Genomic DNA, 19823 nt, shown 5'->3' with positions numbered 1-19823 from the left:
CGCAGCGCCGCTCAGGCGTCGAGCACTTCTATCAGGTTCCCCTCGGGGTCCCTGACGAACAGGACGGTGGTCCCGCTCTCGGTGGTCCGAGGCGGGCTCAGCGTCTCCACGTCGTCCGCGAGGCCGTCGTAGAACGCCTCCACGTCGTCGACGGAGAGGCCGAGGTGCGTCGCCCCGGGACGGTTCAGCTCCGGCGGGTCGGGGCTCTCCTCGCCGACCGGCTCGTATTCGACGAGCTCGACTATCGAGCCGCCGGCGTCGAGGTGGGCGAACTCGGCCGACGCGTCCTCGACGGCGACCGCCTCGGCGAAGGCGTCGCCGCCGACCGCGAACTCGGCGACGAGGTCGAGGCCGAACGTCTCGGCGTAGAAGTCGACGGCGCGGTCCAAGTTGGCGACGGTGATCCCGACGTGGTGGGCGGTTGGGTCGGACACGGGTAGGCGCTCGGCCGGCGCCGGGGAAACCGTGTCGCCTCAGAGCCCGAACAGGCGAGCGACGAGGCCGGCGAGGACGACCAGCGCGCCGAGAACGAACGTCCCCGGGAGCGGGAGAACGAACAGGAGCGCGCCGACCAGTATTAAGAGCGTCGAGGTCCGCATCACCGTCGTTTCGGCGTCGCGACCGATATACCTTCGGACGAGCGACCCCCCGGGACCGAAACGACCATTCCGCCGCCGGCCGACCCTCCGGTATGTACGTGGTCGTCAACGCGGCCCAGAGCGTCGACGGGAAGCTCGCCACCCGCCGCCGGGAACAGCTCCAGATCTCCGGCCCGGAAGACTTCGACCGGGTCGACCGGGTCAGGGCGGCCGCGGACGCGGTGCTCGTGGGCGTCGGCACCGTCCTCGCGGACGATCCGCACCTCACCCTCGACGAGGAGGACCGTCGCGTGGGGCGGCTCCAGAACGGGCGACCGGGCGACCCCGCGCGCGTCGTGGTGGACTCGACCGGACGGACGCCGACGGACGCTCGGGTCCTCGACGACGCGGCGACGACGTATCTCCTCGTCTCTGCCGCGACCGACCGCGACCGTCGAGCGGCGCTCGCCGACGCCGGCGCGGAGGTGATCGTGGCCGGCGAGGAGCGCGTCGACGTCGCCGAGGGGTTCGAGACGCTCGCGGACCGCGGTGTCGACCGGCTGATGGTCGAGGGGGGCGGCGAGGTGATCTTCTCGTGTTTCGAGGCCGGCCTCGTCGACGAACTCCACGTCTACGTCGGCTCGTTCGTGATCGGCGGCCGCGACGCGCCGACGCTGGCGGACGGGGCCGGGTTCACCGAGGAGTTCCCCGACCTGACGCTCGCGGAGACGGAGCGGTTCGACGACGGGATCGTCCTCTCGTACGAGGTCGGCGGTGGCGGCGGCGAGTCGTGAGCAGGGGGACGCGAGGCGAGTCGTGAGCAGGGGGACGCGGCCCGGGGCGTGTGAACGGTAACCACGAAATCGCGGAGTACACGCGCCGTGCCACCGGTGTACACGAAAATCACCGAAGTATTTATATGCCGTCCGCAGGTAGTTGCGGGTACCAGAACGCCTCTGGCGCTGGTGGAATCGCACGCTGAAATGAACGGGAGTTCTTGCAGACGGCCCGACGCACCACAGCGAGCGTCCGCTATCGCCGGAGCGGTGATGGAGAGATAACAAATGGTAACGAAAGAAGAAGTCATCGAGCAGTACGACGTGGAACCGATGGACGAGGCGGACAACGTGGACCTTTCTGAGGACGACTTGGACAACGGCTCCAAGGGGCAGCTCATCAAACGCGCCGGGCAGCTGCGAGACCGACGCAACGAGCTGAACCAGATGGCGTCCGAGCGCGCCTCCAAGCGTGACGACCTCAACGCGAAGACGCGAGAGAAGGTCGACGAGGCCCAAGAACACCGCGAACAGCGCGACGAGCTCAACGAGCAGGTCCAAGAGCACAAGGACAAGCGCAACGAGCTCAACGCCGAGGCCAACGAGCTGTTCGACGAGGTCGAGGAGCTCAAACAGGACCTCGAACTCGGCTCCGGTAAGTCCATCGAGGAGCTCGAAGAGGAGATCGAGGACCTCGAGTTCCGCCAGCAGACCGAAGTGCTCGACGCCGAAGACGAGCGCGAGCTCATCGAGAAGATCGACGACAAACGCGAGAAGCTCGCCGAGAAGAAAGAGAAGGTCGACGACACGAGCGAGCTCGACGACCTCGTTGAGGAGGCCGAGGAGGTCCGCTCCGAGGCGTCCCAGCACCACCAGAAGGTGACGGAGCTCGCGGACAAGGCCCAGGAACACCACAACCAGATGATCGAGGCCTACCGCGAGGCCGACGACATCCGCGACGAGGCCGACGAGATGCACGAGCTGTTCGTTGAGGCCCAGGAGGCGGCCGACCGCCACCACGAGGACTTTGTCCGCGTCCAGAAGCGCCTGCGCGAGCTCGACAAGAAGGAGGAAGAAGAGCGGGAGGACGAGCGCGCCGAGAAGCGCGAAGAGGAGAAGGAAGAGGCCGAGGAGATCTATCAGAAGTTCAAGGAGGGCGAGACGCTCGACACCGAGGACCTGATGAAGCTCCAGAAGACCGGCCTCCTGTAAGCCGGGCGACGCGACCTTTCTGCGGTTCTTCTGCGACGCGCCGAGCGACGGGTCCGTCGCCCGCCACGCGCAGGTCGTCGGGGGTCCGCCGAGGATTGGCGATCCCGACCGAACGGCTCGGCTCGACGCCGTTCAGTCGGTGCGCGTCGGCTCGTCCTCGGCGACGAAGCGGTCGTACGCAGATGTGAACTCCGCGTCCGCCTCGGTCGCGTCCTCCCACGCGGTGAGGCCCCGCTCCGCGGCCGTTCCCGGGATCGAGTTGTCGAGGAGGAACGCCACGACCCCGCCGACCGCCATCCCCGTCGACCCGATGACGTAGACCGTGTTCGCGACCACGTCGGCCCCGAGGAGCGGGCCGAACAGGAAGACCTCGACCAGCCCCTGCTGGAGGGCGTCCGCGCCCCCGACGCTCCGCATGTACTCCGGGACGGCCAGTCCGGTGAACATCGCGATACCGACGACGAAGATGTTGCGCGAGGAGTCGAGGTCGACGTACTTGAGGTTCGAGAGCCCGACGCCGACGATCTGGGCGAACATGGCGATGTAGAGTCCGCCGATGATCGGGCTCGGGACGGTGGCGACGAGCTGGCCGAAGTAGCCGACGAACCCGACGAGGATCATGAGCGCGGCGCCGATCTGGACGACGTACCGCGAGGCCACGCCGGTGAGACCGATGGCGCCGACGTTCTCGGAGTACGAGGTCGACCCGCCGGTCCCCATCACCCCGGAGAAGACGTTCATCAGCCCCTCCATCCCGATCCCGTGCGTCATCCGCTCGCTGCTGGGGGCGCCCATGCCGGAGAGCCGGGCGACGGCATGGTAATCGCCGATGGACTCGACGATCGAGGCGGCGACGCCGGCGAGCATCCCGATGACGAACGCCGGCGTGACGCTCGGCACGCCCCACTGAAGCGGGTAGATGAGGTGAACTGGGTCGGCGGCAGCGACGCTCGCCAAGTCGACGTAACCCGGCGTCTCCGGTCCGAAGACGCCGAGGACCGAGAGGGACGCCGCGAGTACCCACGCGACGACGATGCCGAGGAGAACCGGAAACAGCTGGAACAGCTTGGACCGCGCGCCGAGGTACTGCGAGAACAGGACGATGGCGACCAGCGTCAGGCCGACGAGCCACCAGTTCTGATCGGCCGTGGTGATCTCGGGGGCGTTGAACAGGGAGAGACCGATGAGGACGATGACCGGGACGATGACGACCGGCGAGAGACCCTTCCGCAGTCGACCGACGAGGCCGAAGTAGCCGACCGCGACCTCGGCGAGCGCGGCGACGATGATCGCGCCCTGAAGCTGTAACAGGGCGGCCCGCCAAGCCTCGATGCCGGCCGGCGGGTTCGCCGTCACGACGCCGATGACCGCGAGCGCGGGCGCGAGCATCGAGAACGGCGCGCCCTGAACGATCGGGTAGCGGTTGCCGAACGTCGTCTGCGCGAGCGTCGCGATCCCCGACACGACGAAGAACGTGCCGACGAAGCGGGGGATGATCGACTCCGGCATGCCCATCGCGCCGGCGAGGATGAGGGGCACGGCGATGTTCGCCCCGACCATCGTGAGGTAGTGTTGCGCGCCCAGCAGAAGCGACCTCCCGAGCGGTGGTCTGTCGTCGATGCCGTACCGAACGAACGCGTCGTCGTCCTCGTTCCCTCCCATTCCTGTGGCGTTCATCGACGCAGGGGTACAAAAATTCGGCCCTTGGCGGGCGCGGGTCGGCCCGTTGGGAGGTACGGCGCTGTGCCGCGGTAGCTCCGCGACGCGCGTCGGCCGGCGACAGTATATATAAACGGTCCCACGCCCAACCGACGGTATGGACGACGCGCCGGCGAACGGACGGAAGGGATTGCTCGCGGCCGCCGCGGTGGGCGCGGCGACGACGATCGCGGGCCGAGCGGTGCTCTCGCGGCTCACCGGCGGGCGGTTCGGTGACGCCGACGAGTACAACGCCGCGAAGGTGACCGTGTCGGGGCCGATCAGGCGAAGTCAGGGGCGACCCTCGCCGCTTTCGGGCCCCGGCGGCGCGACCGCCGACGACGTGGTCGAGCAGATCGAGGCGGCCGACGACGACGAGGACGTCGAGGCGCTGCTCGTCGAGCTCAACACGCCCGGCGGCGAGGTCGTCCCGAGCGACGACATCCGGCGGGCCGCCGCCGCCTTCGACGGGCCGACCGTGGCGTACGCGACCGACACCTGCGCCTCCGGGGGGTACTGGATCGCGAGCGGCTGCGACGAGCTGTGGGCACGCGACGCCAGCCTCGTCGGCTCCATCGGCGTCGTCGGCTCCCGACCGAACGCGAAGGGGCTCGCCGACAAGCTGGGGATCTCCTACGAGCAGTTCACCGCCGGGGAGTACAAGGACGCCGGCGTCCCGCTGAAGGAGATCGAGGAGGAGGAACGCGAGTACCTCCAAGGGATCATCGACGGCTACTACGAGCAGTTCGTCGAGACCGTGAGCGAGGGGCGCGACATGGACCCCGAAGAGATCCGGGAGACCGAGGCGCGCGTGTACCTCGGCGACGACGCCGCGGAGATCGGGCTCGTCGACGAGCTCGGGACCGAGGACGACGTGGAGGACCGGCTCGCGGAGCTGATCGGCGCGGAGCCGGAAGTGCGCGAGTTCACGCCGGAGCGCGGACTGGCGGAGCGGCTCGGTATCGGCGCCGAGCGCGTCGCGTTCGCCGCCGGGAGCGGCGTCGCGGACGCCTTCGTCGACGACGGCGGCGACATCGACGTGGAGTTCCGCTAGCGACGGGGAGGATTTTTGTCCGGTCGCGGTGTGAGTCGACACGTGACGACGCTGGTCATCTGCGTCGACCGCTCCGGGGCGATCGGCCGCGCCACCAACGTCCCGATGCCGGTCGCCGGCTGGGAGGCCGTCCGGTCGCTGGTCACGGACGCCGGGCTGGACGACCCCGAGGACGCCAGCGTGAACTGCCTGCTGGAGTCGCTTCGCGTCGCGCGCGACCTCAGGGACGAGCGCGAGGAGTCGGTGGTGGCGGTCGTCTCCGCCGAGAGCGACACGGCGGTCGGCGCCGACCGCTCTATCGCCTCCCAGCTCGACGACCTCGTGGAGCGGTACGACCCGCGGGCCGCGATCGTCGTCGTCGACTCCGCCGAGGACGAGCGCGTCCTCCCGGTCGTGGAGTCGCGGGTCCCCGTCGACTCCGTCGACCGCGTCGTCGTCCGGCAGGCCCGCGACATCGAGTCCACCTACTACCTCCTCAAGCAGTTCCTCGCCGACGAGCAGCTGCGGTCGACGGTGTTGGTCCCCGTCGGGGTCGCGCTGCTCCTCGTGCCCGCGCTGTTCGCCTGGTTCTCCGCGGGCGAGGCGGTCGCGGGCGTCGCCGGGCTGCTCGGCGCCGCGCTGCTGTACAAGGGGCTCGCGATCGACCGGCTGATGGCGGGGATGCCCGAGCGCGTCCGCGAGGCGCTGTACGCCGGACAGGTGTCGGTCGTGACGTACGTCGTCGCCGGGGGGCTCGCCCTGGTCGGCGGCTTCTTCGGCTTCCTCGCCGCCTCGGAGCTGGCCCCCGGATCGCCCCGGCTCGTCGAGGTCGTGGAGTTCACCTTCGTCGCGGTCCCGTGGTTCGCGGTCGCCGGCGTGACCGCGGCCGTCGGGCGGCTGCTCGACGAGCTGATCCGCGACGAGGGGATCCGGACGCCGTACCTCAACCTCCCGTTCGTCATCGCCGCGGTGGCCCTCGTCGTCCGCGGGTTCGCGGGCTACTTCCTCGCCCAGGAGGCGATCCGGCAGCCGCTGTCGGCGTACGGGATGGCGATGACTCCGGTCCAGCAGCTGGCGGCGTTCATCGTCGGCGGAATCGTCGTGTCGCTCGTCGGCGTCAAGGTCGCCAGCGACGTCGGCACCGAGACCCTCGAAGACGTCATCGACGCGGACCGGGACGCCGAGGGGCAGCGCGAGTAGACGGCCGGACGAGACGTTCAGCCGCGGGGGCACGGGTAGACCGCGGACGCGTCGTCCGACCGACCGCCTTTTGTCGGTCGCGGCCGCGGGGGCGGGCATGGACGTTTACGGACTGATCGGGAACCCGGTCGAGCACTCGCTGTCGCCGTCGCTACACGAGGCGGGCTACGGGGCGCTCGGCCTCGACGCGCGGTACGTCACCTTCGAGCCGGACGCCGACGCCGCGGCCGCGGCGATCACGGGCGCGGCCGACCTCGGAGTGGCGGGGCTCAACGTCACGGTGCCGTTCAAGCGCGACGCCCTCGACGCGGTCGACGCCGCCCCGCTCGCCGCGCGCATCGGCGCGGTCAACACGGTCGACTACGGGCCGGTCCGGGCCGGCGAGGCCGACCGGCCGCGCGGCCACAACACGGACGCCGCCGGGGTGACCCGGGCGCTCGCGCACCACGACGTGGCGGTCGACGGGCGAGACGCGCTCGTCGTCGGGGCGGGCGGCGCGGGACGGGCGGCCGCGTTCGCGCTGGCCGACGCGGGCGCGACGGTCCACGTCGCGAACCGCACCGCGGAGCGGGCCGTCGAGCTGGCCGACGCGGTTCCGGACGCGACCGGCGGCGGCCTCGACGACCTCGGTGAGCGCGTCGCCGCCGCGGACCTCCTGGTCAACGCGACGAGCGTCGGAATGGAGGCGCCCGACGAGACGCCCGTCCCCGCGGAACACCTCCACGGGGACCTCGCGGTCCTCGACGCGGTGTACGCGCCCGTCGAGACGCGGCTGCTGCGGGAGGCCGCCGCCGCGGGCGCGACGACCGTCGACGGCGCGTGGATGCTGCTGTATCAGGGCGTCGAGGCGTTCGAGATCTGGACCGCCGAGGACGCGCCGGTCGACGCGATGAACGCGGCGCTGCGGGCTGCGTTGGAGTAAGGAAGGGTTCGGGACGGGAGGTTCGCCGCTCAGACCAGCCGTTCCGCGATCCGCGCCGCGCCCTCCGCGGCCGCGGTCGCGGGGCTGTCGGGGGAGACGACCTCAACGTCGCGGTCGAGCTCCTCGGCGAGGCGCTTCTCGAACTCCTCGGTGAGCCCGGGGATACACGCCATGCCGCCGGTTGCGGCGAGGGGGCGCCCGAGCGCCAGCTGGTATGGTTTCATGTGGTCGTTCGCGAGCTCCGGGAGGAACTCGTTGGCGACGACGTCGACCGCCTCGTCGATGTACCGGTCGACCGGCTCGCGGACGCCCCGGTCGACGGTGAACTCGTGGCTTCCGCCGCCCGGCTGCTGGATCACGTCCGTGAACGGCTCGAAGTCGTACACGTCCGCGTGCTCCTCTTTATACTCGCGGGCGGTCGTCCGGTCGATGTGGACGCGGCCCTGGCTCTCCTCCTCGACGGCGGCGACGATCCGGCGGTCGACCTCGTTACCCGTCACCGAGCCGGTCGAGAACGGCGAGAGCTGCTCGCCGCGCCGGTAGGCGCACGCCTCCATCGTCGTCGACCCGAGGTTCACCGAGACGAACACCTCGTCGATCGCGTCAAGGTCGTCGCCGTAGGCGGGGATCGCCCCGCACAGCGACTCGGGGTAGCTCCGGGTCTCGACCTGGCCGATGGAGGAGCCCTCGATCACCGACTTGAGGTTCTCGACGCCCGCCTCGTTGTCGATGGTCGGCACCGCGTAGACGACCGCGCTGTCCTCGGGCACGTCGTAGGCATCTACGATGGCCTCGAAGAAGCGCTCTGCGTCCGCGACGCTGTCGTCGTCCTCGGGGAGGCCCGACCGCAGCATGAAGCGCACGCGGTCGGGGTACTCGACCGCGGCCTCCTCGCCGAACAGCACCTTCTCTTCGCCGGTGATGGCGTCCTCGTAGGTCGCCAGACAGGTCAGCACCGAGTGGCGCTCCCGTCCGCCCCGCCCGTCGGGAACGTCGAGCACCGTTCGGGTGCTGCCGAGTTTTACGCCGACCGCTGCCGATTCGTCCGATTCGTTGATGTCCGTGGATTCGTCGTCGCTCATTGGTCACTCGCACACGAAGCGATCCGGACGATGGAGACGAGACTGATCCGGTGGTCCGCCGGCGTGAACGGCCGGTCGCGCGTCGGGGCGTCGAACCCCTCCAGCCGGCGCGTCAGCGCCGCGACCGCGTCGTCGCCGACCCAGTCGAGCTCGCCGTAGTAGGACAGTACGTCCCGGCTCCGCACGTGGCCGCCGACGTCGACGAGGTAGCCGAGCCACTCGCCGATCTCGCGTTCCGCCGCGGGCGACGCCGGGATCGCCGTCAGGTACGGCCGATCCGCGGGGTCGTCGCCGTCGAACCGCGCACCACGCTGACGCTGGAGCAGCTCCGTGAACGCGGCCGAGCGCGCCGCCTGCTCGGCTCGGTTCCGGTTCGGCCGCCGGAGCGCCCGCTCCCGAGGCGCCCCGTCCGCACCGTCTCGCGGCGCGTCCGCGATCCGGCGCAGCTCCCGTACGTCGTATCGTCGTGGATTCAGACTCATGTTTCCGTCCGTCGTTCGCGTCCGTACCCGAATCCTCACGGCGGGGTCATATGATAGTTAGGCCTCGGTTATCAGCGGTGAGAAACGTCGTGGTGGCACGACCGGCGCCGGGAGCGCTCGCCGCGCGCTCGTGCGCGGACCGTGTGCGGCCGCTCAGTCGACGACGCGGTTCGCGAGCGCGACGCTGCCGGCGGCGAGTGCGGTCCCGGCGACCACGTCGGTCGCCCAGTGGATCCCGAGGAACATCGTCGCCACCACGATGCTCGCGGTGAGGAACGCGGCCACTGGCGTCCACCGCGGGAACTCCTCGTGGGTAAAGACGGCCGCGAGCAGCACCGTCACCGACAGCGCGGTGTGAAGCGAGGGGAAGACGTTCGTCTCGACGTTCACTCGCGCCGTCAGCCGCGTCACGCCGCGGAACCAGTCGAGGAGGAGCGGCTCGACGCTCGCGGCGCTCTGGTCGGCACCGGGCACGTCGCGGTAGCTGCGCGGACCGTACGCGACGACCCCGGCGTAGCAGGCGATCGCGAACGCGTAGTTGACCGCGTACGCCGCGATCAGTCGCTTCAGCGGTCGCAGATTCCGGGCGAACGCGTACGCCACGAGCGGGAACGAGAGCAACACGACGTAGCCGACGACGTATATCGGTCCGAAGTAGTACACCGCGGCCCGCGGGATCGCGTCCTGTATCGCGGCCACGAGGTCGCCCTCCACAGCGTAGATGGCGGTCGTCGCGCGGTAGCCGTACTCGAACGAGAACGCTTCCAGCCGTCGAAGCAGGCCCTTGTTGACGGCGAGCACGAGCGCGAGTCCGCCGACGTACGGCGCGATTCTGCGCGCGCGCTCGCGGAGCAGTTCGCGGTCCGCGAGGACGCTCCGGACTCGATCGCGGCCGACACACGCCGGTAGCAGCGCGGCGAACGCGGCGACCACGGCGGCGAGGACGACGCCGAGGAGCCGGAGGAACTCGACCGGGAGTTGCTCGATCATCGACTACGTCTCACCCGTCATTCGTCGGTACGAGGCCAGGACCGGACCGGTATTACTCCCTCGGTAGCGGTGGGTCGGTCCGCGTCTCCGACGACCGCCGCGCTCCGCACCGCCCCGTCGACTCAGTCCGACTCTGCCCACGGGAGCGGCTCGGTACACCAGTGACAGAATTCGAGGTCGGCGTCGATCTCCTTGCCGCAGTTGGGACAGGTCACGTCGACGGCCTCGCCGTCCCCGCCGCTCACGGCCGCGACCGGCGCGGCGTGACCGGCTCCCGCCCCGTCGTCGCCGTCGGCGCGCTCGACCTGACGCCGCATCGCCTCGGCGGTGGCGGCGCGCTCGCGCTCCGCGACGACGGTCCGGCCGACGAGGTACGCGTCGAGCGCCGACAGCAGCGACAGGAGCGCGATCGGCAGCGCCACGTCCGGGGGGACCGCGGCCGACACCGCCGCGGGGTCGGCGAGAGGGTCGACCGGTTCGACGTCGTACAGGGCAAACAGCGCGACGCCGCCGCCGATGATCGTCAGGTGCCACAGCAGCGCCCGGCCCCACCGGCGCAGCGAGAGGTGGCCGAGCCCCGGGAGGACCAGCGCGAGCACGGCGGCGAGGACGGGACGCAACTGGCTTCGCATACGGCCCGGGTTCGATCGGCCCGTACTTAGGCCTGCGGTGTCGCACCGAGCGACCGCGGCCGGGCGGTCGCTCTCGTCGCGCGGACGCCCCGGGGATCCCGTCGCGGATAACAACCGTTAATCGCGGCCCGGTCGTCGGCCGCGACATGAGCAGCCAGCGGGCGACCGCGTTCGTCCCGGGTCACGTCACTGCCTTCTTCAGCGCGCACCGCGACGACGACCCGACCGTCGCCGGGTCGCGCGGCGCGGGCGTGACGCTCACCGACGGCGTGACGGTCCGAGTGTCGGCGGCGGACGACGGGGACACGGTGGCGGACGCCGCCGCCGCTGGGGAGACGACCATCGACGGCGAGGTCGGTTCGATCGGCGCGGTCGACGACGTGCTCGCCGAACTGGACGCGACCGCCGCCGACGTGGCGGTCGAGACCGACCTCCCGATCGGCGCGGGCTTCGGCGTTTCGGGCGCCGCGGCGCTCGGGGCCGCGCTCGCGGCGAACGACGCGTTCGACCGGGGGCGCTCCGAGAACGAGCTCGTCCGCGTCGCCCACGCCGCGGAGGTCGACCGCGGGACCGGCCTCGGCGACGTGGTCGCGCAGGCGCGCGGCGGGGTCCCGGTCCGGCTCGAACCCGGCGCGCCGGGCGTCGGCGAACTCGACGGTGTGCCGGCGAGCGCGCGCGTCGAGTACGTCACGTTCGGCGAGCTGTCGACCGAGGAGGTACTCGGCGGCGACACGGACGCCCTCTCGGCGGCCGGCGAGGACGCGCTCGACCGGCTTCGGGCGGACCCGCGGCTCCCGACGCTGATGGACGCGGCCCGCGGATTCGCCGGCGAGGCTGATCTCCTCGTTCCCGAGGTGGCCGAGGCGATCGACGCGGTCGACGCGGCCGGCGGCGAGGCCGCGATGGCGATGCTCGGCCGCACCGTCTTCGCGCTCGGCACCGGGCTCTCCGACGCGGGCTACGACCCCGAGGCCTGCCGGATCGACGCCGCGGGCGCGCGGCTCGTTGACGACTGAGGGCGCCTCGGATCCGAGTATCGGCTCCAGAAGCGGGCGACGACCACAGAAGACGGCGACGACCCCTTCGAGAAGCATCGCGGAAGCGCCGACAGCAACGAGACGATGCCGGAGCGGATGCGTCGACTCCGCGGCGAGTACCCGCGAGAGGTCGATGGCCCACCAGAAACCGACGAGGGTTCCGACGGCGGGACGACGGGTGCCGACCCGTGACGACGGCGGTCGACACGAACGCGTTCCTCGGGCTGCTGTACGACGACGAACGCGCTGACGCAAGCGAGGCGGCGCTCAGGCGCGCGTATCGAGACGGAGCGGTCGTTGCCGCGCCCGTCGTCTACGCCGAACTCGCGGCCGACGGCCGCTTCGCATCGGCCGCCGACCTCGATCGCTTTCTCGCGGACTTCAGCGTCGACGTGACCGAACCCTCGCGCGAGGCGCGCTTCGCCGCGGGCGAGCGGTTCCGGGAATACGTGGACCGCCGTCCGGACGGAATCCAGTGTCCCGCGTGCGGTGAGAAGCGGTCCGTCGACTGCGAGGCGTGCGGCAAGTCGCTCTCACCGCGCCAGCACGTCGCCGCCGATTTCCTCATCGGCGCGCACGCCGCAGTCGACTGCGACGGACTGGTCAGCTTCGACGAGGAGTTCTACTCGACGTACTTACCGTCGCTGACCGTGTCTCCCGCGTGATCGGTTACCGGGTTTCGTCCGGAAAGAGGTCCCGCAAGTCCGGGTGTTCGCGGGGTTCGATCGGCGGTTCTTGACTCCGGGCCGCGGACGGATCGGAGGCGATCCGGTCCCGGATCCGTTGCCACTCCTCGTGGCGACACAGGACGTTCACCGTAATCTCGTCGAGTTCGAACACGGACGCGACCGCCGCCCGGTGGAACCCCTCGCACAGTTGTATCTCCCCGTCCCGTCCGATCGCGACGACCGGTACACCGCCGTCTCTCGAAGCCGCTCTCTCCCGTCGAGGTCCCAGTCGCTGCCCTCGACGCGGCCTCCTCGCAGCGCCCGCCGACGAACAAAGCTTTACCGCGTCGCCTGCCTAGCTCCGGCAAATGGTACTCGACGACCTCGGCACGTCCCTGCGGAGCAGCCTCGACAAGCTCCAGGGGAAGTCCCGACTCTCCGAGAGCGACGTCGAGGAGATCGTCAAGGAGATCCAGCGCTCCCTGCTGTCCGCCGACGTCGACGTCTCCCTCGTGATGGAGCTGTCGGACTCGATCAAGTCCCGCGCGCTCGAAGAGGAGCCGCCGGGCGGCACCACGGCGAAGGACCACGTCCTCAAGATCGTCTACGAGGAGATGGTCGAGTTGGTCGGCGACTCGACCGAGCTCCCCTTAGAAAACCAGACGATCCTCCTCGCCGGCCTCCAGGGGTCGGGGAAGACGACCTCCGCGGCGAAGATGGCGTGGTGGTTCTCGAAGAAGGGGCTCCGGCCCGCGGTCGTCCAGACCGACACCTTCCGGCCGGGCGCGTACGACCAGGCGAAGCAGATGTGCGAGCGCGCGGAGGTCGACTTCTACGGGAACCCCGACAACGACGACCCGGTCGACATCGCCCGCACCGGCCTCGAAGAGACGGCCGACGCGGACGTTCACATCGTCGACACGGCGGGGCGGCACGCGCTCGAAGACGACCTCATCGCGGAGATCGAGGAGATCGAAGGCGTCGTCGACCCCGACCGCTCGCTGCTCGTCTTGGACGCCGCGATCGGGCAGGGCGCGAAGGAGCAGGCCCGACAGTTCGAGGAGTCGATCGGCATCGAGGGCGTCGTGATCACCAAGCTCGACGGGACCGCGAAGGGCGGGGGCGCGCTGACCGCGGTCAACGAGACCGACTCCTCGATCGCCTTCCTCGGGACCGGCGAGACGGTCCAGGACATCGAGCGGTTCGAGCCGTCGGGGTTCATCTCCCGGCTGCTCGGCATGGGCGACCTGAAGCAGCTCTCCGAGCGCGTCGAGCGCGCGATGCAGGAGACCCAGGAGGAGGACGAAGACTGGGACCCCGAGGACATGCTTCAGGGCGAGTTCACCCTGAAGGACATGAAACGGCAGATGGACGCGATGAACAAGATGGGGCCGCTCGACCAGGTGATGGACATGATCCCGGGGCTCGGCGGCGGGATGATGGACGAGCTCCCGGACGACGCGATGGACGTCACCCAAGACCGGATGCGCCGCTTCGAGCGCATCATGGACTCGATGACGGAGGAGGAGCTCGAGAACCCGCGCGTCGTCGGCCAGTCGCGCACGGAGCGTATCGCCCGCGGCTCGGGCACCGACGAAGAGACCGTCCGGCAGCTGCTCGAACAGCACTCGATGATGGAGCAGACGATCAGCCAGTTCCAAGGGATGGGCGAGGGCGACATGCAGCGCATGATGAAGAAGATGGGCGGCGAGGGCGGCGGCCTCGGCGACATGATGGGCGGCGGCAAGGGCCCGTTCTGAGCGGCGCCGCGAGGCGGTTCCCGTGCGGCTGTCCGCTCCGCCCGGTCGGGGCGACGACAAAACACTTCTGACGGGGGCGAGTTGAGGCCGGCGTGACCGTGCGCGACGTGGTGACCGACAACCTCGGATACGCCCTCCTCGGCGGTCCGGCGGTGGCCGTCCTCTCGGGGCTCGCCGGGGCGTCCGCCCTCGGGACGGCTGGCGGCGTCGCCTGCGGGACGGCGGCGTACGGCCTCGGGTGGGTGCTCGCGGTCCGCCGGTCGACGGGAGACGCCGAACCGCCGTCGGACGCCGACGAGGCCGACGGCCGTCGCGAGGGCGAGCTAGAGGCGCAGAAGGGGTCGTACGGCGGCGGTGGCGGATAGCGCCCGCGCCGGCGTTCGCCATCGCGGCGGCAGGTAACGCGGCACGAGTACAGAGAACGCAACGCGGCGACGGGAGCCCACACGCCGCGCGACCGCGGGCCGCCCGACGCTTCAGACCTTTTATGCCGTCGACCGGGCAAGAACGCCCGATGCGCTCCCGTCGAATCGGCGAGTACGACGCCCTCCTCCTCGTCTCGCTCGTCTGGTTCCTCGGGAAGTTCGTCCGGTACCTCTTCCCGCCGCTGTTCGAGTCGATCCGGGGCGCCTACGGCGTGAGCAACGCGACCGTCGGGACCGCGTTCACCGGCTTCATGATCGTGTACGCGCTGTTACAGTTCCCGAGCGGTGCGGTCGCGGACCGGGTGGGTCCGGTACGGGTGATCGTCGCCGGCGCGCTCGTCGCGGGCGCGGGGTCGCTCGCGTTGGTGGTCGACGCCCCCTTCGCCGCGCTGGTGGCCGCGATGCTCGTCATCGGCGCGGGGACGGGCGTCCACAAGACCGTCTCGGTGCGGCTGATCGCCCGCGTGTACCCCGCTCGCACCGGGCGGATGCTCGGCGCGCACGACACGCTCGGCGCGATGGGCGGGGTCGCCGCGCCCGCGGTCGTCGTCGCCGTCCTCTCGGCGCCGCCCGCGCTCGCGGCCGTCCTCGCGCGCCTGCCCGGCGCCGACTGGCGCGCCCCCTTCCTGCTCACCGGGACGCTCGCCGTCGCGCTCGCGGCCGTCGCCGCGGTCCGGCTCGCCGGGTCCCCGGCGGCGACGGGGGCGGCGGACGAGGGCGACGACGGCGGCGATCCGGGGGCGCGCGACTACCTCCGGCTGTTCGGGGACGCCCGGTTCGCGGCGTTCGTCCTCGTGACGGTCGGCTTCTCGTTCGCCTACAACGGCCTCGTCGCGTTCCTGCCGCTGTACCTCTCCGAGGCGGTCGAGCTCACGAGCCCGACGGCGAGCCTGCTGTACTCGCTCGTGTTCGCGATGACGCTCGTCCAGCTCGTCACCGGCGATCTCTCTGACCGCGTCGGCCGCTTCCCCGTGATGGTCGCCACGCTCGGGCTGGCGGCCGCGACGCTCGTCGCCCTCGTCTCGCTCCCCGCGCTCGGCGGCGGCGCGCTCGCGGCCGGCGCGGTCGTCGCCGCCTTCGGCCTCGGGTCGCACGGCTTCCGCCCGGTCCGGGGCGCCTACCTGATGGAGCTGCTCCCCGAGCGGCTCGCCGGCGGCGGCCTCGGCGTGGTCCGGACGCTGCTCATGGGGGCCGGCGCGCTCGCGCCGAGCGCGGTCGGCGTCGTGGCCGACGCCGCCGGGTTCCGCCCGGCGTTCGCGCTGCTGGCCGTGTCGATGGGGGTCGCGGCGGCCGTCGCAGCCGGGCTCTGGCTGACCGAGTCGAGGGAGTGACGGCCGCTCACGCCTCGCCGTCGGTCTCGCGCAGGATGAACGGGCCGACTGAGAGGGTGCGCTTCGTCACCGTCGCGATCCGGAGGATGTAGGCTAAAAGCAGCGCGAACGGGACGAGCGAGACGGCGGCTGCGAGCGCCACCCAGAACGCGACGGCCTCGACGCCGAGGATAGACCCGGCGTAGCGCTCGGCGTCGAAGAAGGCGACCATCGCCGCCGCCGTCAGCAGCGCCGGGACGGCGGACACGAGCATCCGCCGCGAGAGGTCGATCAGCTCCCACTGGAAGTACAGCGTCTTGAAGTGTTCACGGGCGGGGCCGAACAGCCGCAGCGTCTCAATCAGGTCGTCGAGCGCCGCCGCCGCGGTCTCGTTCAGCGCCTCGCCGTGGCGCTCGCGGAGCCGCCGGGCCGCGAACAGCTTCCACGAGTAGTTGAAGTCGAGGACCGCCGATATCACCTCGAACGCGCCGAACTGAGCCCCGTCGAGCCCGTCCGTCGTCCGGGCAGCGTTCTCCGCGACGGCGTCGGTCAGGTCGTCGGTCGCCCGGGCCAACTCCGCGTCGGTCGTCCCGGAGACGGCCTCGCGGAGGGCGGTCGCGCGGTCGCTCGCCGTCCGGACGAGCGCGCCGAGGAACACCGCCGGCTCGGCGGGGCTGACCGGCTCGCCGAGGACGGCCGCCGCGTCGTCCCGGAACGCCATCGCGCCGTCCATGCGCTCGCGCTGGTCGCCGACGGCGCCGAGCTCCTGTGAGAGCACGAGCTGGTTCAGCGTGAGCACGAGCGTGACGCCGGTGATCGTGGCCGTGAGGAGCCCTTGGAACAGCGTGTCGACGGAGTCGCCGCCGCGGAGGGTCTCGGCGGCGCCGGGCAGGACGGCTCCGGCCGCCACCAGTCCGAGGAAGACGAGCGAGAGGATGACGGCCGTGACGAGCCGTCGGTCGGCGTCGAGCAGGAGCCACAGCGCGACGCGGCTCCGATCGGCGCGCTCGCGGACGCTGTCGTCCGGCACGTCGCCCGTCTCGGCCATGTCTCGGAGTCCCGGGCCGGGGCGAAAAAGCCTCCGGGGTCGCCTCCGAACGCCGCCCCGGCGCGCGCCCACCTCAGTCGAGCGTTCCGGGATCGAACGCCGCCGGGTCGAACTCGTGCTCGCGGAGTCGGTCGGGATCGACCGCGCGCAGCACGGACTCGTCCGTCGCTTCGAGGACGACCGGCGGGGCGACGCCCGCCTCGGCGGCCTCCAGCCACCGGCCGACGCAGAGGCACCAGCGGTCGCCCGGCTCCAGCCCGGGGAACTCGAACTCGGGGCGGGGCGTGATCAGGTCGTTGCCGCGGTCGCGGCTGTACCGAAGGAACTCGGCCGTGACGACCGCACAGAGCGTGTGCTCGCCGGCGTCGCCGTCCACGTCGCGACAGTGTCCGTCCCGCAGGTAGCCGGTCGTCGGGTCGCGGCCGCAGGGGGCCAGTTCGCCCCCGAGGACGTTTCGGTCCGCCGTGCCGTCGGCGCCGCCGTGGTCGCTCGACATACTACCGGGTTCGGTCTCGGTCGGAATAAGCGACCGGTCGACGTGGCCCGCGGACGGCGCCGATCGCGGGCGTTCGCCCGGCGGTATAAGTGCCGTCCCGCCGAACGGTCGCGTGATGAGCCGGAACGACGAGGTCGCGACGCGGTTGGAGGAGTTCGCCGACCTCCTCGAGGCGACGGGCGTCGAGTACAAACCGACCGCCTACCGACGGGCGGCCGAGAACGTCCGCGACCACCCGGCGCCGATCGAGGGGCTCGCGGCCGACAGCGAGGACGCGGTCGCCGAGATCGACCGCGTCGGCGACGCCATCGCCGCGAAGATCGTCGAGTACGTCGAGACCGGCGAGATCGGAGAATTAACCGAGCTCCGCGAGGAGCTGCCCGTCGACATGGCCGGGGTGACCGCGGTGGAGGGCGTCGGGCCGAAGACGGTCGGCTCGCTGTACGACGCGCTCGGGATCAGCGACCTCGACGAGCTGGAGACCGCCGCCGAGGCGGAGGAGATCCGGGAGGTCTCCGGCTTCGGGGCCAAGACGGAGGAGAACATCCTCGACAACATCCCGTTCGCGCGCGAGGCCCGCGAGCGGACCCGCCTCGGCGACGCCCGGCCGGTCGCGGACGACGCGCTCGCGTACCTCGCCGACCGCGACGCCGTCGAGTCGGTCGAGGTGTGCGGCTCGATCCGGCGGTGGAAGCCGACGATCGGGGACATCGACCTGCTCGTCGCCAGCGAGGAGCGCGATCCAATCGTCGAGGCGTTCACCGACTGGGAGGCCGCGGACGCGACGATCGAGGCGGGCACCGGGAAGGCGAGCGTGCGCGCGGACGGCACCCGCGTCGACCTCCGGATCGTCGACCCCGACGAGTTCGGCGCCGCGCTCCAATACTTCACCGGGTCGCGGGCACACAACGTCGCCGTCCGCAACCGCGCGATCGACCGCGGGCGCAAGCTGAACGAGTACGGGCTCTTCGACGTGAGCGACGCGGAGGGCGAGGCGGCCGACGACGACGCGGAAGGCGAGGCGGCCGACGGAGCCGCCGCGGACGGCGCGGAGGCCGACGCGACGCGTGCCGGCGAGCGCATCGCGGGGGAGAGCGAGGACGAGGTCTACCGCGCGCTCGACATGGACCCGGTCCCGCCGGAGCTCCGGGAGGACCGCGGCGAGGTCGAGGCCGCCGCCGAGGGTCGCCTGCCGCCGCTCGTCGGCCCGGACGAGCTCCGCGGCGACCTCCACACCCACACCGACTGGTCCGACGGCGGTTTCTCGATCGCCGAGATGGCCGCGGCGGCCGAAGAACGCGGCTACGACTACCACGTCGTCACCGACCACGCGACCGGACCGGGAATGGTGGGCGGCGTCGGGCTCGACGAGTCCGACATCGAGGCGCAGGCCGCGGCGGTCGCCGAGGCGGCCGACGAAGTCGATATCCCGCTCCTCCACGGGATCGAGGCGAACATCGACGCCGGCGGCGACCTCTCGACCGACGACGAGACGCTCGCCGCCCTCGACTTGGTCGTCGCGTCGCCGCACGCCGCGCTCGGGCAGGACGCCGAGGCGGCCACCGAGCGACTGGTCCGGGCGGTCGAGCACCCTCACGTCGACGTGCTCGGCCACCCGACCGGCCGGTTGATCAACGAGCGACCGGGGCTCGACCCGGACGTGGAGGCGGTCGCCGAGGCGGCGTCCGCGTCGGGCACCGCCATCGAGGTGAACGCGAACCCCGCCCGGCTCGACGCCGACGGCGAGTTCGTCCGGGCCGCGGTCGAGGCGGGCGCGACGATCGCCGTCAACACCGACGCGCACGCCCCGCGCGAACTCGACAACGCGCGGTACGGCGTCCACACCGCGCGGCGGGGGTGGGCGCGGGCCGCCGACGTGCTCAACGCGCGCTCGCTCGACGGGCTCCGGTCGTTCCTGCTGTAGATGACGGACCGGGACGGGAGCGCCCCCTCGGCCGCCGACCGCCCGCCGGTCCTGCTCGACGTGATGTGCGGGAAGCTCGCCACCTACCTCCGGCTCTGCGGGTACGACGCCGCCTACGCGCTCGACCGGGGGATCGAGGCCGACGACCGGCTCCGCGAGGTCGCGGCCGCCGAGGACCGCGTCCTCCTCACTCGGGACCACGACCTCGCGGACCGCGCCCCCCGCGGCGACCCCGCCGTCGACGCCGTCCTCCTCGCCGAGCGCGACGTGCTCGACCAGCTCCGGGAACTCGCCGCCGCCGGTCTCCGCGTCGAACTCGCCGACGAGCCGACGCGGTGCGGCTCGTGTAACGGGCCCGTCGAGCGCGTCGACTCGCTCGAAGTCGGCGACCCGTCGGCCGACCGTCCGGAGTACGTCCCGGACGACGTAGGGTCGGAGCGCCCGGGGTGGCGCTGCACCGAGTGCGGCCAGTGGTTCTGGAAAGGGGGGCACTGGGACGACGTGGCGGCGCGGCTCGACGAGATCTGACCGCCCCGCCGAGCGTAACCGG

21 protein-coding genes and 1 pseudogene are annotated in these 19823 nt (G+C 71.5%); 13 read left to right on the top strand and 9 right to left on the bottom strand.

Translation table 11 applies throughout. The features are described from left to right. Positions 1 to 11: 11 nt before the first annotated feature. Both EXE51_RS12455 and EXE51_RS18140 read right to left on the bottom strand, forming a co-directional pair. The gene (locus tag EXE51_RS12455) at positions 12 to 434 is read right to left on the bottom strand and encodes a VOC family protein (protein WP_086216203.1); all 423 of its coding nucleotides are present in this window, start codon (positions 432 to 434) and stop codon (positions 12 to 14) included. 39 nt (positions 435 to 473) lie between these two features. After that, positions 474 to 599, bottom strand: coding sequence for a hypothetical protein (locus EXE51_RS18140; RefSeq protein WP_254921775.1), 126 nt, complete (start codon positions 597 to 599; stop codon positions 474 to 476). A 92-nt stretch (positions 600 to 691) separates the two neighbouring features. Here EXE51_RS18140 and EXE51_RS12450 point away from each other — a divergent pair, with 92 nt between their 5' ends. Both EXE51_RS12450 and EXE51_RS12445 read left to right on the top strand, forming a co-directional pair. Then, positions 692 to 1372: a 2,5-diamino-6-(ribosylamino)-4(3H)-pyrimidinone 5'-phosphate reductase gene (locus EXE51_RS12450; RefSeq protein ID WP_137692778.1), complete on the top strand. Its 681-nt coding sequence runs from the start codon at positions 692 to 694 to the stop codon at positions 1370 to 1372. A gap of 270 nt (positions 1373 to 1642) precedes the next feature. Next, positions 1643 to 2566, top strand: coding sequence for a coiled-coil protein (locus EXE51_RS12445; protein ID WP_049932428.1), 924 nt, complete (start codon positions 1643 to 1645; stop codon positions 2564 to 2566). Positions 2567 to 2698: 132 nt separating this feature from the next. On the opposite strand, the gene EXE51_RS12440 is transcribed toward EXE51_RS12445, so the two are convergent. Beyond that, positions 2699 to 4228, bottom strand: coding sequence for a uracil-xanthine permease family protein (locus tag EXE51_RS12440; RefSeq protein WP_137692777.1), 1530 nt, complete (start codon positions 4226 to 4228; stop codon positions 2699 to 2701). A gap of 154 nt (positions 4229 to 4382) precedes the next feature. Here EXE51_RS12440 and sppA point away from each other — a divergent pair, with 154 nt between their 5' ends. From sppA to EXE51_RS12425, 3 genes are all read left to right on the top strand, one after another. Beyond that, positions 4383 to 5318: a signal peptide peptidase SppA gene (gene sppA / locus EXE51_RS12435; protein WP_049932423.1), complete on the top strand. Its 936-nt coding sequence runs from the start codon at positions 4383 to 4385 to the stop codon at positions 5316 to 5318. 42 nt (positions 5319 to 5360) lie between these two features. Continuing rightward, a complete protein-coding gene (locus tag EXE51_RS12430) occupies positions 5361 to 6497 on the top strand; it encodes a DUF373 family protein (RefSeq protein WP_086216206.1) in 1137 nt (378 codons plus the stop codon). Positions 6498 to 6594: 97 nt separating this feature from the next. Further along, positions 6595 to 7419: a shikimate dehydrogenase gene (locus EXE51_RS12425; RefSeq protein WP_137692776.1), complete on the top strand. Its 825-nt coding sequence runs from the start codon at positions 6595 to 6597 to the stop codon at positions 7417 to 7419. Positions 7420 to 7448: 29 nt separating this feature from the next. Here EXE51_RS12425 and EXE51_RS12420 read toward each other — a convergent pair whose 3' ends face one another. The 4 genes from EXE51_RS12420 to EXE51_RS12405 form a co-directional block, all read right to left on the bottom strand. Continuing rightward, positions 7449 to 8501, bottom strand: a complete 1053-nt coding sequence (locus EXE51_RS12420; RefSeq protein ID WP_049932418.1) for a hypothetical protein — start codon at positions 8499 to 8501, stop codon at positions 7449 to 7451. Further along, entirely contained in the window at positions 8498 to 8983 is a 486-nt protein-coding gene (locus tag EXE51_RS12415; protein ID WP_049932416.1) for a FlaD/FlaE family flagellar protein, read from the bottom strand. The genes EXE51_RS12420 and EXE51_RS12415 overlap by 4 nt, the downstream gene beginning before the upstream one ends. 153 nt (positions 8984 to 9136) lie before the next feature. After that, positions 9137 to 9973, bottom strand: a complete 837-nt coding sequence (locus EXE51_RS12410) for a phosphatase PAP2 family protein (RefSeq protein ID WP_049932413.1) — start codon at positions 9971 to 9973, stop codon at positions 9137 to 9139. A 122-nt stretch (positions 9974 to 10095) separates the two neighbouring features. Beyond that, a complete protein-coding gene (locus EXE51_RS12405) occupies positions 10096 to 10605 on the bottom strand; it encodes a zinc ribbon domain-containing protein (RefSeq protein ID WP_049932411.1) in 510 nt (169 codons plus the stop codon). A gap of 146 nt (positions 10606 to 10751) precedes the next feature. Here EXE51_RS12405 and EXE51_RS12400 point away from each other — a divergent pair, with 146 nt between their 5' ends. The 6 genes and pseudogenes from EXE51_RS12400 to EXE51_RS12370 all read left to right on the top strand — a co-directional run bounded on the left by EXE51_RS12400 (position 10752) and on the right by EXE51_RS12370 (position 15826). Next, positions 10752 to 11621 carry a pantoate kinase gene (locus tag EXE51_RS12400; protein WP_086216210.1) on the top strand — a complete coding sequence of 290 codons (870 nt, stop codon included), beginning with the start codon at positions 10752 to 10754 and terminating at the stop codon, positions 11619 to 11621. 12 nt (positions 11622 to 11633) lie between these two features. Next, positions 11634 to 11834: pseudogene (locus tag EXE51_RS18255) on the top strand (AbrB/MazE/SpoVT family DNA-binding domain-containing protein); the annotation flags it as partial. After that, on the top strand, positions 11831 to 12307 hold the full coding sequence (locus EXE51_RS12390; protein WP_137692775.1) for a PIN domain-containing protein: 477 nt from the start codon (positions 11831 to 11833) through the stop codon (positions 12305 to 12307). The pseudogene EXE51_RS18255 and the gene EXE51_RS12390, both read left to right, overlap by 4 nt. A 371-nt stretch (positions 12308 to 12678) precedes the next feature. Further along, positions 12679 to 14070: a signal recognition particle protein Srp54 gene (locus tag EXE51_RS12380; RefSeq protein ID WP_049932406.1), complete on the top strand. Its 1392-nt coding sequence runs from the start codon at positions 12679 to 12681 to the stop codon at positions 14068 to 14070. Positions 14071 to 14162: 92 nt separating this feature from the next. Continuing rightward, on the top strand, positions 14163 to 14435 hold the full coding sequence (locus EXE51_RS12375) for a hypothetical protein (RefSeq protein ID WP_049932405.1): 273 nt from the start codon (positions 14163 to 14165) through the stop codon (positions 14433 to 14435). 149 nt (positions 14436 to 14584) lie between these two features. Then, on the top strand, positions 14585 to 15826 hold the full coding sequence (locus EXE51_RS12370) for an MFS transporter (RefSeq protein ID WP_094495250.1): 1242 nt from the start codon (positions 14585 to 14587) through the stop codon (positions 15824 to 15826). Between the two features lie 7 nt (positions 15827 to 15833). Here EXE51_RS12370 and EXE51_RS12365 read toward each other — a convergent pair whose 3' ends face one another. Both EXE51_RS12365 and EXE51_RS12360 read right to left on the bottom strand, forming a co-directional pair. Then, positions 15834 to 16853: a hypothetical protein gene (locus EXE51_RS12365; protein WP_137692774.1), complete on the bottom strand. Its 1020-nt coding sequence runs from the start codon at positions 16851 to 16853 to the stop codon at positions 15834 to 15836. 73 nt (positions 16854 to 16926) lie between these two features. After that, on the bottom strand, positions 16927 to 17349 hold the full coding sequence (locus tag EXE51_RS12360; protein WP_049932401.1) for a DUF2237 family protein: 423 nt from the start codon (positions 17347 to 17349) through the stop codon (positions 16927 to 16929). Positions 17350 to 17464: 115 nt separating this feature from the next. On the opposite strand from EXE51_RS12360, the gene EXE51_RS12355 reads away from it, so the two are divergent. Both EXE51_RS12355 and EXE51_RS12350 read left to right on the top strand, forming a co-directional pair. Beyond that, positions 17465 to 19273: a helix-hairpin-helix domain-containing protein gene (locus EXE51_RS12355; RefSeq protein ID WP_137692773.1), complete on the top strand. Its 1809-nt coding sequence runs from the start codon at positions 17465 to 17467 to the stop codon at positions 19271 to 19273. After that, a complete protein-coding gene (locus EXE51_RS12350) occupies positions 19274 to 19801 on the top strand; it encodes a Mut7-C RNAse domain-containing protein (RefSeq protein ID WP_089307958.1) in 528 nt (175 codons plus the stop codon). Positions 19802 to 19823 lie beyond the last annotated feature (22 nt).

This window comes from Halorubrum sp. CGM5_25_10-8B (assembly GCF_005435095.1).
Taxonomy (GTDB): Archaea; Halobacteriota; Halobacteria; order Halobacteriales; family Haloferacaceae; genus Halorubrum; species Halorubrum ezzemoulense.
This window is presented reverse-complemented; position numbering and strand designations above follow the sequence as displayed.

What these genes read in the sequence shown, in the direction of transcription:
- EXE51_RS18140 (WP_254921775.1), bottom strand. Translation starts at nt 599, where the DNA reads ATGCGGACCTCGACGCTCTTAATACTGGTCGGCGCGCTCCTGTTCGTT.
- EXE51_RS12450 (WP_137692778.1), top strand. Translation starts at nt 692, where the DNA reads ATGTACGTGGTCGTCAACGCGGCCCAGAGCGTCGACGGGAAGCTCGCC.
- EXE51_RS12445 (WP_049932428.1), top strand. Translation starts at nt 1,643, where the DNA reads ATGGTAACGAAAGAAGAAGTCATCGAGCAGTACGACGTGGAACCGATG.
- EXE51_RS12440 (WP_137692777.1), bottom strand. Translation starts at nt 4,228, where the DNA reads ATGGGAGGGAACGAGGACGACGACGCGTTCGTTCGGTACGGCATCGAC.
- sppA (WP_049932423.1), top strand. Translation starts at nt 4,383, where the DNA reads ATGGACGACGCGCCGGCGAACGGACGGAAGGGATTGCTCGCGGCCGCC.
- EXE51_RS12425 (WP_137692776.1), top strand. Translation starts at nt 6,595, where the DNA reads ATGGACGTTTACGGACTGATCGGGAACCCGGTCGAGCACTCGCTGTCG.
- EXE51_RS12420 (WP_049932418.1), bottom strand. Translation starts at nt 8,501, where the DNA reads ATGAGCGACGACGAATCCACGGACATCAACGAATCGGACGAATCGGCA.
- EXE51_RS12415 (WP_049932416.1), bottom strand. Translation starts at nt 8,983, where the DNA reads ATGAGTCTGAATCCACGACGATACGACGTACGGGAGCTGCGCCGGATC.
- EXE51_RS12410 (WP_049932413.1), bottom strand. Translation starts at nt 9,973, where the DNA reads ATGATCGAGCAACTCCCGGTCGAGTTCCTCCGGCTCCTCGGCGTCGTC.
- EXE51_RS12405 (WP_049932411.1), bottom strand. Translation starts at nt 10,605, where the DNA reads ATGCGAAGCCAGTTGCGTCCCGTCCTCGCCGCCGTGCTCGCGCTGGTC.
- EXE51_RS12400 (WP_086216210.1), top strand. Translation starts at nt 10,752, where the DNA reads ATGAGCAGCCAGCGGGCGACCGCGTTCGTCCCGGGTCACGTCACTGCC.
- EXE51_RS12380 (WP_049932406.1), top strand. Translation starts at nt 12,679, where the DNA reads ATGGTACTCGACGACCTCGGCACGTCCCTGCGGAGCAGCCTCGACAAG.
- EXE51_RS12370 (WP_094495250.1), top strand. Translation starts at nt 14,585, where the DNA reads ATGCGCTCCCGTCGAATCGGCGAGTACGACGCCCTCCTCCTCGTCTCG.
- EXE51_RS12365 (WP_137692774.1), bottom strand. Translation starts at nt 16,853, where the DNA reads ATGGCCGAGACGGGCGACGTGCCGGACGACAGCGTCCGCGAGCGCGCC.
- EXE51_RS12360 (WP_049932401.1), bottom strand. Translation starts at nt 17,349, where the DNA reads ATGTCGAGCGACCACGGCGGCGCCGACGGCACGGCGGACCGAAACGTC.
- EXE51_RS12355 (WP_137692773.1), top strand. Translation starts at nt 17,465, where the DNA reads ATGAGCCGGAACGACGAGGTCGCGACGCGGTTGGAGGAGTTCGCCGAC.
- EXE51_RS12350 (WP_089307958.1), top strand. Translation starts at nt 19,274, where the DNA reads ATGACGGACCGGGACGGGAGCGCCCCCTCGGCCGCCGACCGCCCGCCG.